This window comes from Mycolicibacterium novocastrense, assembly GCF_001499835.1.
In the GTDB taxonomy this organism is placed as follows: domain Bacteria; phylum Actinomycetota; class Actinomycetes; order Mycobacteriales; family Mycobacteriaceae; genus Mycobacterium; species Mycobacterium novocastrense.
On the sequence record NZ_LQIH01000066.1, the window covers coordinates 19662 to 33077 of the forward strand.

General features: G+C 66.8%; 11 protein-coding genes. 8 read left to right on the forward strand and 3 right to left on the reverse strand.

What is annotated here, in order from left to right:
• Positions 1-12 precede the first annotated feature (12 nt).
• From AU072_RS26460 to AU072_RS26475, 4 genes are all read left to right on the forward strand, one after another.
• Positions 13-606 carry a TetR family transcriptional regulator gene (locus AU072_RS26460; RefSeq protein WP_064416513.1) on the forward strand — a complete coding sequence of 198 codons (594 nt, stop codon included), beginning with the start codon at positions 13-15 and terminating at the stop codon, positions 604-606.
• Between the two features lie 53 nt (positions 607-659).
• Entirely contained in the window at positions 660-2177 is a 1518-nt protein-coding gene (locus AU072_RS26465) for an aldehyde dehydrogenase family protein (RefSeq protein WP_064416514.1), read from the forward strand.
• A 92-nt stretch (positions 2178-2269) separates the two neighbouring features.
• Positions 2270-3115, forward strand: a complete 846-nt coding sequence (locus AU072_RS26470) for a hypothetical protein (protein WP_064416656.1) — start codon at positions 2270-2272, stop codon at positions 3113-3115.
• Positions 3116-3143: 28 nt separating this feature from the next.
• Positions 3144-4133, forward strand: coding sequence for a DUF2889 domain-containing protein (locus AU072_RS26475; RefSeq protein ID WP_064416515.1), 990 nt, complete (start codon positions 3144-3146; stop codon positions 4131-4133).
• Here the strand turns inward: AU072_RS26475 and AU072_RS26480 are convergent.
• Positions 4113-5027 (reverse strand): crotonase/enoyl-CoA hydratase family protein, encoded by a 915-nt coding sequence (locus AU072_RS26480; protein WP_064416516.1) that lies wholly within the window; start codon positions 5025-5027, stop codon positions 4113-4115. The two genes, AU072_RS26475 and AU072_RS26480, sit on opposite strands and share 21 nt — an antisense overlap.
• 41 nt (positions 5028-5068) lie before the next feature.
• Here AU072_RS26480 and AU072_RS26485 point away from each other — a divergent pair, with 41 nt between their 5' ends.
• The 3 genes from AU072_RS26485 (at position 5069) to AU072_RS26495 (ending at position 8704) form a co-directional block, all read left to right on the forward strand.
• The gene (locus AU072_RS26485; RefSeq protein WP_064416517.1) at positions 5069-6412 is read left to right on the forward strand and encodes a cytochrome P450; all 1344 of its coding nucleotides are present in this window, start codon (positions 5069-5071) and stop codon (positions 6410-6412) included.
• 106 nt (positions 6413-6518) lie between these two features.
• Positions 6519-7451: an EfeM/EfeO family lipoprotein gene (locus tag AU072_RS26490; RefSeq protein ID WP_064416518.1), complete on the forward strand. Its 933-nt coding sequence runs from the start codon at positions 6519-6521 to the stop codon at positions 7449-7451.
• The gene (locus AU072_RS26495; RefSeq protein ID WP_064416519.1) at positions 7448-8704 is read left to right on the forward strand and encodes a Dyp-type peroxidase; all 1257 of its coding nucleotides are present in this window, start codon (positions 7448-7450) and stop codon (positions 8702-8704) included. Before AU072_RS26490 ends, AU072_RS26495 begins: the two co-directional genes overlap by 4 nt.
• Here AU072_RS26495 and AU072_RS26500 read toward each other — a convergent pair.
• Positions 8697-10703 carry a prolyl oligopeptidase family serine peptidase gene (locus AU072_RS26500; protein WP_064416520.1) on the reverse strand — a complete coding sequence of 669 codons (2007 nt, stop codon included), beginning with the start codon at positions 10701-10703 and terminating at the stop codon, positions 8697-8699. The genes AU072_RS26495 and AU072_RS26500 overlap by 8 nt on opposite strands.
• A 251-nt stretch (positions 10704-10954) precedes the next feature.
• Between AU072_RS26500 and AU072_RS26505 the strand changes: the two genes are divergently transcribed.
• Positions 10955-11830: a phytanoyl-CoA dioxygenase family protein gene (locus AU072_RS26505; protein WP_064416521.1), complete on the forward strand. Its 876-nt coding sequence runs from the start codon at positions 10955-10957 to the stop codon at positions 11828-11830.
• On the opposite strand, the gene AU072_RS26510 is transcribed toward AU072_RS26505, so the two are convergent.
• Positions 11820-13307, reverse strand: coding sequence for an MFS transporter (locus tag AU072_RS26510; RefSeq protein WP_064416522.1), 1488 nt, complete (start codon positions 13305-13307; stop codon positions 11820-11822). The two genes, AU072_RS26505 and AU072_RS26510, sit on opposite strands and share 11 nt — an antisense overlap.
• Positions 13308-13416: the final 109 nt, after the last annotated feature.

The window sequence follows — 13416 nt, forward strand, 5'->3', positions numbered from 1 at the left end:
AACAATTGGGTGATGGCGTTGTCCGATAAGCCTTTGGGCTTGCGCGAGCGAAAGAAACTTCGAACCCGCGCGACGATCCGGCGTGAAGCTTTTCGCCTGATCCAGGAGCGGGGCTACCAGGCCACCACCGTCGAGCAGATCTCCGCTGCCGCCGACATCTCGCCGCGAACCTTCTCCCGCTACTTCCCGACCAAAGAAGCGGTGCTGATCTCCGACGATCACATCCCGCCGATCATCGACGCGTTCGTCGCCGCGCCCGCGGACATGTCGGTCATCGACGCCTACCGGCACGCCGTCGAGACCACGTTCAACTCGCTGACCGCCGAGCAGCGCGAAGAGGCGATCATCGGACAGCAGCTGATGTACACCGTGCCCGAGGTGGCCGGTCTGCTCTACGCCGAATATGTCCGGTTGATCGGCCTGATCGAAGAGGCGCTGACCAAACGTCGCGGCGCGCCGACCGACCCCCTCGAGCGGCGCGTGCTGGCCGGGGCGATCGTCGGCGTGCTGATCGGCGCATCTCACGGCACCCCGCTACCCGGTGACCCGATCTCGGACAGCCTTCAGGCGCTCGACCGGATCATGAACAGGCCCCCGCAAACTTGACACCTGTCAACCCCCGTGCGATCTAGATCACACACGACGGTTAGCATGGGGTCATGACTGCGACGTCCGACGTTGAGCTGCCCGAGACCAGCACAATCCGCAATCCCGCGACCGGAGCCGTCGCGGGCACCGTGCGATGGACCGATCCCGCCGACGTGCCGCGCATCGCGGCCGGCCTGCGCGAGGCGCAGCGGCAGTGGGAGGCCCGCGGCGCCAAGGGTCGGGCCAAGGTGCTGGCCCGCTACGCCATCTGGCTCGGCGAGCACCGCGACGAGATCGAGTCGCTGCTGATCAAGGAGACCGGCAAGTCCGCGGTCGACGCGGCGCAGGAAGTGCCGCTGCTGATCATGATCGCGTCGTACTACATCAAGACCATGGACAAGGCGCTGGCACCCGAGAAGCGTCCCGCGCCGCTCCCGTTCCTGTCGATCAAGAAGATCGAGGTGCACTACCGGCCCCGCCCCGTGGTGGGGATCATCGCGCCGTGGAACTACCCGGTGGCCAATGCCCTGATGGACGCCATCGGTGCGCTGGCGGCGGGCTGCGCCGTGCTGCTCAAACCGTCGGAGCGCACGCCGCTGACGGCCGAGCTGCTGCTGCGCGGCTGGCTGGACTCGGGGGCGCCGGAGGTGCTGGCGTTGGCCCAAGGCGCCCGTGAGGTCTCCGAGGCCGTCATCGACAACGCCGACTTCATCCAGTTCACCGGCTCCAGCGCCACGGGTGCGAAGGTCATGGAGCGCGCCGCTCGCCGGCTCACCCCGGTCAGCCTCGAACTCGGCGGCAAGGACCCGATGATCGTGCTCGAGGACGCCGACATCGACCTGGCCGCGCACGCCGCGGTGTGGGGTGCGTTCTTCAACGCCGGGCAGACGTGTGTGTCGGTGGAGCGCGTGTACGTGCTCGAATCCGTCTACGACGAGTTCGTCGCCGCGGTGGTGCGCGATGTCGAGAAGCTCAAGATGGGTGCGGGCGAAGGCTTCGACTTCGGTTCGATGATCGACGAGTCGCAGGTCGCCGTCGCCGCCCGGCACGTCGACGATGCGCTGGCCAAGGGTGCGCGGGCGTTGACCGGCGGTAAGCGGCCCGAGGGCGAAGGCAGCTTCTATCCACCCACGGTCCTCGTCGACGTGGACCATTCGATGCTCTGCATGACAGAGGAGACGTTCGGGCCGACGCTGCCGATCATGAAGGTCGCCAGTGTGGACGAGGCCATCCGGCTGGCCAACGACAGCCCGTATGGGTTGAGCGCCGCGGTGTTCTCCAAGGACATCGAGCGGGCCAACGACATTGCGGTCGAACTGGATTGCGGTGCCGTCAACATCAATGACGTCATCTCGAACCTGATGTGCACGACGGCGCCGATGGGCGGGTGGAAGACGTCGGGTCTGGGCGCGCGGTTCGGCGGAGCGGAGGGCTTGCGCAAGTACTGCCGCCAGGAGGTCGTGGTCGCGCCGCGAACGAATGTCGGTGCGGGCGGCAACTACTACAACAATTCGCCCAAGGCGCTGAAGCGGATGAACACGTTGATGACGAAGCTGGCGCTGATCACCCCGAAGCGGGCCGCCAAGTAGCGACCTTCGCGCCATCGCGTCGAGGCTACGGTTTCTGAGGCGGTTACTCGCGGTTCGTGTCAGAAACCGCAGTTTCGGGTAGGAGGATGCGCGTGCGCGTGGTGGTGACGGTCTTCTTGTGGCTCGTCACGACGGCGTTGCTGGCCGTCGCCGTCCCGACCATGTGGGCGCAGCGCAATGTCGTCGACGACGGTGGATTCGCGGCGTTGGCCGAATCGGCGGCCGACGAGCCGCAACTGCAGCACGCGATGGCGCGGATCCTCGCCACCGAAGTGTCCACTGCCATGGACGGCACCGGGTACGACGTCGACTACGACCTCATCATCGGCACGGCCTCGGCCTACACGGCCAACCCCACGTTCCCCGGGCAGTTCGCGCTGGCCACCAAGGTCGGGCATCGGTGGATGTTCACCGACGCGGCGCAGCGTGTCGAGGGCACCGACCGGTGGATGCTCGACCTCGCGCCGATGCTCGCCGACGAGTCGTTCCGGAACACGCTGGGGAACTTCGGTGTCTCGCCCGTCGAGTCTCTGCCGGTCCCCGTCACGATCTCGGAGGACTGGCGACCCGGTCAGCTGACGTGGGCGTCGACGTGGGGCCCGTGGGTCAGCGTCGGCGCGACGATCCTGACGGGCGTGTTCGCACTGCTGACGCTCGCGGCCGCCCGTAGTCGGGGCAGAGCCCTTGCCGCCCTGGGTGTTTCGGCGCTCCTGGTGGGTGCCGCCGGGTGGGCGGGCCTGGAGGTGGCGCGTCGCTCTGTCAACGACGCGTTGAACCGACTGACCGGGGACATCCGAGTGGTAGCCGACGTGATGGTGGCCCACGCCGAGGACAGCCTGCACCACTGGCTGAACCTGACATTGGCCGCAGGTGGAGTGCTGGTGGTGTTCGGCGTGCTCGTGGCGATGCTCGGCGGGTTGCGGCGACGCGACGTTTAGCCCACCTCGGCATTGCTACCGTCGAGCCATGCCGTTCGTCACCGACATCGTGGGCCCGCAGCGCCCCGTCACGACGTGGCCACCGTTGGAGGCGGGCGCCCTGCGGCGGACCAGCACGATTGACACCCATCCCGATGGCGCCGCTGATTCCGACGTCGACCTGAGGGCTCGTGACGTCGTCCGGCGCGGTGAGGTGGACGTGCTCGACGAGATCGCTGTGCGCGCCCACCTGGCCGACCGCACCATCGAGAAGATCGCAGCCGTTCCGGGCGACGACCGGCTCGATCACCTCATCGGTGAGCGGGTCGGTCCCGGCTTTCGGTCCACGGTCGGTGAACTGCTGGGAGAGGAGGTCCGGCGATCGAGCCTGCTGCACCTGCTGCTCGACGACTGGGTCGGTGCGGCGCTGGTCTCGGGTTATGCGCTGCAGCACGCGGCGATCGTCGCGGGTGCGGAGGAGAAGTTGCCGCCCGGCACCGCCGATCGCATGGCCAGTATCTGTGCGGGTTTCGCGCCCGAGGCATCGCTCGTGGGCTACGCGCGACGCCTCGGCACCATCCCCTCGGTGCACGGGCCGGAGGCCCCGCCGATCGACACCGATGGCATGCACGCCGTCGAACCCCTTCGCGCACACGGCATGCGGCGGTTGCGGCGGCTTGATCTGCTGGCGCCCGAGCGGGGCTCGGCCCGCTTTGACGCCCACTTCCGCGACTCCCATGTCGACGGTGACGGGATCGAGACGATCGTGCACGAATACACGATCACCGGTGCTGTCGATGAGGCGACGAGAACCATCACCGCGATCAGCGCAGACGTGCGCGTGCTGCCGTGGCAGGAATGTCCGGGCGCCATCGGCAGCGCGCAGCGGGCGCAGGGGATGCGGCTCGTCGAGGTTCGCGACCGGGTCCGAGCGGAGTTCGTCGGCACCAGCACATGCACCCACCTCAACGACACCTTGCGCGCGATCGGCGACCTCGAGGCGCTGTTCGAGCTGCGCTCAGGGCTCGATGACGTGTGACGGGTCGGGCCGTTTGTCCGGCGGAGCCTGGCTGTAATCGCCCCACGGGCCGTCGCGTTGCTCGACAGCGGCTCGGACACCTTGTGCCGCAGCGGTTTCGACGAACTCGAGCGCATCGGGCGTATTGCGCATCAGCCCGTCGAGAATACCGCCGAGTGTCTGGGTGGAGGCCAACCCCATGTTCTCGTAGGCCTGGTTGACGATCAGCTTCTGCGCTTGAAGTTGCGACAGCGGAATCGCGGCCAGCTTCAGCGCGATCTCTTTGACGCGGGCCTCGAGGTTCTCGAACGGCACCGACTCGTTGATGAGTTCGACTGCGGCGGCTTCCTTTCCGGTCAGCGGCTCACCGGTCAACGAGTGCCACTTCACCTTCGCCAGGCTCAGCCGGTACAGCCACATCCCGGTGAGGTAGGCACCCCACATGCGGGCGTAGGGAGTGCCTATGACCGCGTCGTCGCTGGCGATAACGAGGTCGGCGCACAGCGCGTAGTCGCTCGCGCCGCCCACACACCAGCCGTGCACCTGGGAGATCACCGGCTTGGATGCCCGCCAGATCGCCATGAACTTCTGGGTGGGCCCGGTTTCGCGGGCACTGACCATGGCGAAGTCCTTACCCGGATCCCAGCGGCCGTCGGTGTTCATCGCTTCGCCCCAGTGCGTGAAGCCGCCGCCGAAGTCGTAGCCGCCTGAGAACGCGCGCCCAGCACCGCGCAACACGATCACCTTGACGGCGGGATCCCGCTCGGCCACACCGATGGCCTTCTCGATCTCGTCCGGCATCGGCGGGACGATGGTGTTGAGGTGGTCGGGGCGGTTGAGGGTGATGGTGGCAACGGGTGGTTCGGCGGAATACAGCAAGGTCTCGAACTGCGGCCCGGATTCTGGCGGCGTCATGGCCCAAGTTTGGCAGAGAAGGCGCCGGGTAAACGAGGGCAGTGACGAAACGAGTGACCGGCGCTCGTGCTGCCACGACGCTGCTCGACCTCGGTGCGGCATCCATCGCGGCCGGTGTCATTTCCCGGCGCCGACCGGTCATCCGTGCCCTGGAAGCCGCGCAGGCCGACTCGCGGGCCGTGCAGCGCATGCAACGGCTACGACGCGAATTCGGGCGCGGACCCGTGGAATTGGTGTTTCCGGGCCGCCGGATGGTGGTGATTCTGGACCCAGAGGACGTGGGAAGGGTCCTCGCGGAAGCGCCCACACCGTTTCACCCCGCGAACACCGAGAAACGTAAGGCGCTGCAGTGGTTTCAGCCCCATGGCGTGCTGATCTCGCAGGGACCGATCCGCCAGCAGCGCCGTGAATTCAATGAGGCCGCGCTCGACAGCGGAGTCGAGGTGCACCGTCTCGCGGAGCCGTTCACGCGCGTCGTCGCCGAGGAAGCGCGCGCGCTGGTCGCAGACGCCGCCGCCCGCGGGAACCTGGATTCAGCGCGGTTCATGACGACGTGGTGGCGCATCGTGCGCCGACTGGTGCTCGGCGACCGCGCGCGAGACGACGAGCTGATCACCGACGCGCTGATGCGATTGCGGAAGGCGGGCAACTGGTCGTTTCTGTCGCTGCCGCACTATCGCGCTCGCGCGAAATTCCTCGAGGGACTGTATCGCTACGTCGAAGACCCCGAGCCGGGAAGCCTCGCAGCCGTCGTCGCCCAGACACCGTCGAGTGGAGCGGTGGATCCGGTCGGTCAGATGCCGCAGTGGATCTTCGCATTCGACGCCGCAGGTATGGCGTCGTTGAGGGTGATGGCGCTGTTGGCCACGCATCCGAGCGAGCGGGCGCTCGCCGTCGAGGACGCAGCAGAACCCGACCGGGTTGCGGTGCGGCCCTATCTTCGCGGCTGCGTGCTGGAGTCGGTGCGGTTGTGGCCGACCACGCCGACGATCCTGCGTGACACAACCGAAGAGACCCGGTGGGCTGACGGGTCGACCGTCGCAAAAGGTGCTGGACTAATGATCGTCACGCCGGCCTTCCACCGCGACGACGAACTGCTGCCGTTTGCGCATTCGTTCTCACCGCAGATCTGGCTCGACGGGACCGCGAAGAACCATCCGCAGCTGGTGCCATTCTCGGCGGGGCCGGCCGAGTGCCCGGGACGCAATCTCGTTCTGCTGGTGACGAGCACGCTGCTGGCGCAGGTGCTCTCTGCGTTGGAGCTCGACCTGACGTCGGAACCGAAGCCCGTGCCCGAGCGACCGCTGCCGATGACGCTGAACCAGATGACGCTGGAGTTCGGCGCGCGGCGTGCGAGTCAGTCCGTGTCGTCTTCCGAGCGGTAGGTGAGCTGGAAGGACCCGCCCGCCAGGCTCGCACCTAGATTAGGCATGCCTCGCCTCTGACCAGCTAGAAGTGCTATGTTCAGCCTCTCCTAACTTCGAGGTGCTAATGAACCGGTATCTTGCCTGGGCAACCCCCATCGCCATCGTCGGCCTGATCATGTCCGGATGTTCGAACGAGAGCTCGTCTTCCGGCAGTGGTACGACATCTGCCGCTGAAACCGCGGCCGAGACCACCAGCGCCGCTCCCGCGGTCGATCCCGCGATCCTCGACAAAGCCGCGGCCGACTACAAGGCCTACGCCCAGAGCAACATCGACGAACTTCAGCGCGTGGTCAAGGTCTTCACCGATGCCGTGCGCGCCGGAGACCTCAAGGCCGCCCAGGACGCGTACGCACCGTCCCGCCTCCCGTGGGAACGCATCGAGCCCATCGCCGGCCTTGTCGAGGAGATCGACGGCAAGATAGACGCACGCGTGGACGACTTCGCGGGTGTCGACGACCCGAAGTTCACCGGGTGGCATCGCCTCGAGTTCCTGCTGTTCGAGAAGAACACCACCGAAGGCGGAGCACCGTTCGCCGACCAACTCGACAAGGACGTCGCCGATCTGAAGGCGCAGTTCCCGGCGGTCGAGGTGAAGCCGATCGACGTGTCCAACGGTGCGGCCGAGCTGATCGAAGAGGTGTCCGAAGGCAAGATCACCGGCGAGGAGGACCGCTACTCCAAGACCGATCTGTGGGACTTCGACGCCAACCTGCAGGGCTCGCGCGACGCCGTCAACACGTTGAGTGCTGCTCTGGTACAAGCCGATCCGGCGCTGCTGGGCAAGATCGAAGCGGGACTCAATTCGGTGTTCGACACGATGCGTCCGCTGCGTCGCGGTGACGGCTGGGTGTTGTTCTGCACCGAGAACGACCCCTACCCGTCGCCGCGCTGCCCCGAGGTCACCGTGACACCGGACGTCATCGACAAGCTCAAGGCCGAACTCGCCGGGCTGTCGGAGAACCTGTCGCAGGTGTCGGGAGTGCTGAAACTGAAGTGACGGAAGGCCACTCGGGTCTCTCGCGCCGGGGCTTCATCACCGGCGCGCTGGGCACGGGTGCCGCGGTGGGTGCCGGCGCGGCCCTCGCCGGGTGCTCGAAGCAGGACGACGCTCCGCCGACTGCGACCGCGGGGGCGCTCGTCCCGTTCGAAGGAACTCACCAATCCGGCATCACCGCACTGCCCATCCCCGAACAGGGGCTGATCGCCTCGTTCAACGTGTTGTCGAAGGATCGCGACGGCCTCAAGCGCACCCTCCAGGAACTCACCGAAGAGATCCGCGGGCTGATGGCGGGCAGACCGCCGGAAGTGCGCGACCCGGAGTACCCGCCCGTCGACTCCGGCATCCTCGGCGAGCAGCCTCCCGCGGACAACCTGTCGGTCGTGGTCGGGGTGGGCGCGTCGCTGTTCGACGACCGGTTCGGGCTGGCCGATCGCAAGCCCAGGGAACTGGTCACGATGCCGTTTCTGGCCAACGACCGGCTGGATCCCAAACTGTCGCACGGTGATCTGTCGATCGTCATCGAGGCCGGGCACAGCGACACCGTCATCTTCGCGCTGCGCCAGCTGATGCGTCGCGCGCGCAGCGATCTGGTGATGCGGTGGATGGTCGACGGCTACGCCAGGGGGATCGGCGCCGGGCGGGCGTCGGAAGCGGCGACACCGCGAAACCTGTTGGGCTTCAAGGATGGGACGGCCAACCTCGATGTCGACGACGGTGCCGTCATGGACCGTCACGTCTGGGTAGGCCCGCAGGACGGTGAACCGGAGTGGGCGGTCGGCGGCTCGTATCAGGCGATCCGCATCATCCGCATGTTCGTCGAGTTCTGGGACCGCACCCAGCTCGTCGAGCAGGAGGCGCTGATCGGGCGCAGCAAGCTCAGCGGTGCTCCGCTCGGGCTCAGCGGCGAATTCACCGATCCCGACTATCCAGAAGACCCGGACGGCAAGCGAATTCCGCTCACGGCCCACATTCGGCTGGCGAACCCCCGAACACCGGAGACGGATGAGAACCTGATCCTGCGAAGAGGCTTCAACTACTCCCGCGGTTTCGACGGGGCGGGCCGGCTGGACCAGGGTTTGGCCTTCATCGCCTATCAGCGCAGCCTGGAGAAGGGCTTTTTGACCGTCCAGCGCCGCCTCGCCGGCGAACCGCTCGAGGAATACATCCTTCCGGTGGGCGGAGGTTTCTTCTTCATCCTGCCGGGAGTCACCGGACCGGACCGGTTCCTCGGCGATCAGCTGTTCAGCTGAGCATCGACCACAGGAACTCGTAGATCAACGCCGAACGGAACGCGGTCTGGGGGTTGTCGGCCGCGCCCGCGTGACCGCCCTCGATGTTCTCGTAGTAGTAGACCGGATGGCCCGCATCCTCCAGGGCCGCAGTCATCTTGCGGGCGTGTCCGGGGTGCACACGGTCGTCCCGAGTCGACGTGGTGATCAGCACGGGCGGGTACCGGCGGTCCGCCGAAATATTCTGATATGGCGAGTATTTCGAGATGAACTCCCAATCGTCGGGATCGTCGGGATCTCCGTACTCGGCCATCCAGGAGGCGCCCGCGAGCAGAAGGTGGAACCGTCGCATGTCGAGTAGCGGCACACTGCACACCAACGCGCCGAACAGTTCCGGGTACCGCGTCAGCATCACGCCCATCAACAGGCCGCCATTGCTTCCGCCTTGTGCGCCGAGTTGCTCGACGGTGGTTATACCGCGCGCGACCAGATCGCGTGCCACAGCGGCGAAATCCTCGTAGACGAGGTGCCGGTTCTCACGCATCGCCTGCGTGTGCCACGTCGGCCCGTACTCCCCTCCGCCGCGGATGTTCGCCAACACGTACGTGCCACCACGGCTCAACCACAGCCGGCCCAACACGCCGGCGTAGCTTGGCGTGTTGGCCACCTCGAAGCCGCCGTACCCACCCAGCAGGGTGGGGCCCGGTGCTTGGTTGTAGCGGTGGCCCACAACGAAATAGGGGATCATGGTGCCGTCGTCGGAGGCGACGAAGAACTGCTCCACCTGCAGGTCGGCCGCGTCGAAGAACGACGGCGCGCGTTTGACCTCCGCGACGGTGCCGCCGGCCACCCCCCACAACAGCCGCGACGGGGTGTCGAAACCGCTGGAGTCGACGAAGATCTCGTCGCCGTATTCGTCGGCGTCGACCAGCACCGTGTTGGTGTTGGGCGGTATCCCCGGAATCGCGGCTCGCTGCCAGGCTCCGGGCGTCACGACCTCGACGTGGCTGACCACATCGACGAGCGTGACGAGGATCAGGCGGTCCCGCGTCCACGCGTAGTCCTCCAGGCTGGAGTGCTCGTCGGGCTCGAACACCACCTGCAGATCCCTTGCACCGTCGAGGTATTCAAGGTATTTCGCGGCAAGCAGGGAGCCGGCGCGATACGTCGTCGAGCCCACGGTCCAATCTGTGCGTGGCCGGACCAACAGCCACTCGCGGTGTACGGAGATCCCGGCGTCGGTGGGCACGTCGATGGGCATCAGTGTTTCGCCGCGCAACTCGTAACGCTCGCGGTTGAAGAAGTCGAACGATCGTGTGATCAGCAACCGCTCGAACCCCGGCGTCGCGTCGTAGCCGCAACCGACGCTGACGTCGGCGGCCTCCCCCTCGAACAGGGTCTGAGCATCGGCGAGCGGTTGTCCGCGCCGCCAGCGTTTCACGATGCGGGGATAGCCGGAGTCGGTCAACGAGCCCGGCCCGAAGTCGGTGCCCACCAGCACGGTATCGCGGTCCTGCCAGGTGACGCTCGACTTCGCCTCGGGAAGCGCAAAGCCGTCTGTGACGAACTGCCGTGTGTCCATGTCGAATTCGCGAACGACGGTGGCATCGGCGCCACCGCGGGACAGTTCGACGAGCGCGAGGGAGAAGTCGGGCTCGAGCACGTCGGCGCCGGCCCACACCCAGTTCTCGTCGTCTTCGTCGGCGAGCGCGTCGACATCGATCAGGACGTCCCACTCCGGCTGCTCGGTGCGGTAGCTGTCCAGCGTCGTGCGCCGCCACAGACCTCGCGGGTGGTCCGCGTCGCGCCAGAAGTTGAACAGATGGTCACCCCGCCTGCGGACATAGGGGATGCGCGCGTCGGTGTCGAGTACCTCCAGCGCCTCGCGTCGCATCTGCTCGAAGCGCTCACCGCCGAAGCGCGCGATCGTCGGCTCGTTGTGCTTGCGCACCCAGTTCAGCGCGTCGTCACCGGTGATGTCCTCGAGCCACAGATAGGGGTCCTCATCCACGCGACCCATTGTCGCGGTCCGGTGTCCGAGCGATTCAGCCGGTGTTCCCGTGCCGGGTGTGACGGCCGTCTGGATCCCGACTTGCGGCAGAGTCAATTTTCTGTCCGAATGCGCCGCATCAGCGCCCAGCGTGAGTGATCATGACCTGGTCAACCTTTCGCCTTGCCGAAGGAGGTCGTCATGGCCGACCCGCAGATCGTCGACACCGATGAGGTTCGAGAAGAAGAGGTTCAGCAGGAAATCGACCTGCTGCCGTCCTGATGGCCGACGACTCATCGACCGCTCGACACGTCGGTGAGATCGAAGAACTCGGCTACACCGTCGTCAGGGGAGTCCTCGACGATGCCGCGGTCGACGGTTATCTGAGCGATACGCGTCGGCTCGAGCGTGAACTACCGACGGTGATCGCCAACTCGAACACCGTCGTCAAGGGCTTTCCCCGCCCGGGACAGAAGCCGCTCAACGGCGCTGATCATGACTGGGTCCGGATCGACAACCTGCTGCTGCACGGCGCCCGATACGAAGCGCTGCCCACCAACCCGCGGTTGTTGCCGATCATCGAGGGTGTCCTCGGGCGGGACTGCCTGCTGTCGTGGTTCATGACGAGCAACCAGCTGCCAGGGGCGGTCGAGCAGCGGCTGCACTGCGACGACGAGATGTATCCGATTCCGCGGCCACACCAACCGCTGCTCTGCAACGCGCTGATCGCGCTGTGCGACTTCACCGATGAGAACGGCGCGACGCGCGTCGTCCCTGGCACCCACCGGCTGGCAGCGATGCCTTCGGAGCCATATCCGCCGAGCACTCCGGTGCAGATGGCGGCCGGTGACGCCCTGGTGTGGAACGGCAGCCTGTGGCATACGGCCGGCGCCAACCGGACGAACAGCCCGCGGCCCGCTCTCACCGTCAACTACTGCGCAGGGTTTTTGCGGCAGCAGATCAATCAGCAGCTGAGCATTCCTCGGGAATTGGTGCGACGGCTGGATCCGCGACTCCGCGAACTCATCGGCTATGGGTTGTTCGCGGGCAAGATGGGTCGGATCGATTGGCGTCCGCCCGCCGATTACCTTGGTTCGGAGGAGCATCCGTTCCTCGACTCGGTTCGCGACCGTTTGGAGCGGCCGCTCACGATCTGACGGTGGGCTGTTCGGGCAGCCGAAAGGCGATGATGAGCGCGACGGCCGTGATGGCGGCTGCGACGGCGATCGTCGCCTGGGCTCCTGTCGACAGTGCCGTCGCGAGCGCAGAAGTGTCCGACGAAGGTGTGAGGCGCGAATGCGACGGCATGGCCGCGTCCAGCGCCGAGCGGCCGGCCACCCCGCTGAAGACGGCCGTCAACACACCCGCGCCCAGGGCTCCGGCCATTAGCCGCAGCGCACTCTGAACGCCGCCCGCAACCGCTGAGTCCTGTTCGGGCACTTCGTAGTACGACATGTTCACCAGGCGTGCGTAGGCGACACCCCAAGCCACTCCATAGGCGACCAGCACCGCTCCGACGGCGACCAGCGGTGTCTCTTCAGAGAGCAGCCCGATCAGCCCGATCAGCAGAAGTGGCAGCGCAGCAAGGGCGTACCTGGCCACCGTGCGGTCATCGAGTCGCTTGGCAAGCGCCGCGGCCGCCGGGCCGCTGAGTACCGCCCCTGCGCCGTAGCAGGCCAGGACGACGCCGACACCCAGTTGGCCGACCCCGAGAACGAACCCCAGGACCAGCGGCAGGGCCAGTTGGAATCCGGTGTCGCCGATGGACATGAACGCAGAACTGAACGTGGCCAACCGAAAAAACTTGTACCGGAACAACTGTGGCGGGGCGATGGTTTGCTGTCGCCGGCGAATGCGTCTGCGTTGCACTGCGGCGAAGACCGCTGCGGCAGCGATCGTGACACCGAAAAGCCCGATAGCCGTCTGCACTTGGTCGTCGTAGCCGCCTCCGAGGTCCACGGCCAATGCCAGGCTGCCCGCGCTTGCCGCCAGCAGGAGCGCACCCGAGACGTCGATGTCGGCAAGGCGCTTGCGGGGGTTCTCGGCCAGGGTGGCGGCGATACCGGCGGCGGCCAGCGCGCCGAGTAGCGCCGATCCGAAAAAGGCCCAGCGCCAACTGATCGCGGTGGCTGCGGCCGCGCCGCCGACAAGAGGTCCGATCACCGCCGCCAGCCCGATCGCCGCCGCCCACAAGCCGAAGGCGCGCTCGCGCTGCGGCCCGCGTTGCGCAAACAGGGTGTTGAGCACGCCGAGACCGTTCGGCAGGGTCGCCGCCAACGCCAACCCGGACAGCACCCGGCCGCCGAAGAAGGACGGTAGATCCCATGCGATGCCGCTGAGCACGCTTCCCGCGATGAACAGAGCGGTGGAGACGAGGAGCACGAGGCGTCGTCCGAGGACGTCACCGAGCCTGCCGAACAGGACCATGAACGCCGCCGCGGCGGCGAAGTATGCCGTGAACGCCAGGCCGAGATCGGCCACGGACAAACCGAGATCCCGTACCAGCGAGGGGATGACGGCGTCGGCGATCGTGAAATCGCTGATCGCCAACGTCACCGCCAGCAACACGAATCCGTAGCCTGTCGAGGGCCGCGAACCGGACGCGCGGTGCCCGACCGTCGATGACGGATCCACGCGACCATTGTGGAGGCCGCGAGGCACGGTAGGGGGCACGCTGGCGCACCGATGTGATCGCGAGCACAATCGGCCATGATGCGAGAGACCGACGGTCCGCCGCCCGTCA

Coding starts and splice junctions, on each gene's coding strand:
- AU072_RS26460 (WP_064416513.1), top strand. CDS start 13: ATGGCGTTGTCCGATAAGCCTTTGGGCTTGCGCGAGCGAAAGAAACTT.
- AU072_RS26465 (WP_064416514.1), top strand. CDS start 660: ATGACTGCGACGTCCGACGTTGAGCTGCCCGAGACCAGCACAATCCGC.
- AU072_RS26475 (WP_064416515.1), top strand. CDS start 3,144: ATGCCGTTCGTCACCGACATCGTGGGCCCGCAGCGCCCCGTCACGACG.
- AU072_RS26480 (WP_064416516.1), bottom strand. CDS start 5,027: ATGACGCCGCCAGAATCCGGGCCGCAGTTCGAGACCTTGCTGTATTCC.
- AU072_RS26490 (WP_064416518.1), top strand. CDS start 6,519: ATGAACCGGTATCTTGCCTGGGCAACCCCCATCGCCATCGTCGGCCTG.
- AU072_RS26500 (WP_064416520.1), bottom strand. CDS start 10,703: ATGGGTCGCGTGGATGAGGACCCCTATCTGTGGCTCGAGGACATCACC.
- AU072_RS26505 (WP_064416521.1), top strand. CDS start 10,955: ATGGCCGACGACTCATCGACCGCTCGACACGTCGGTGAGATCGAAGAA.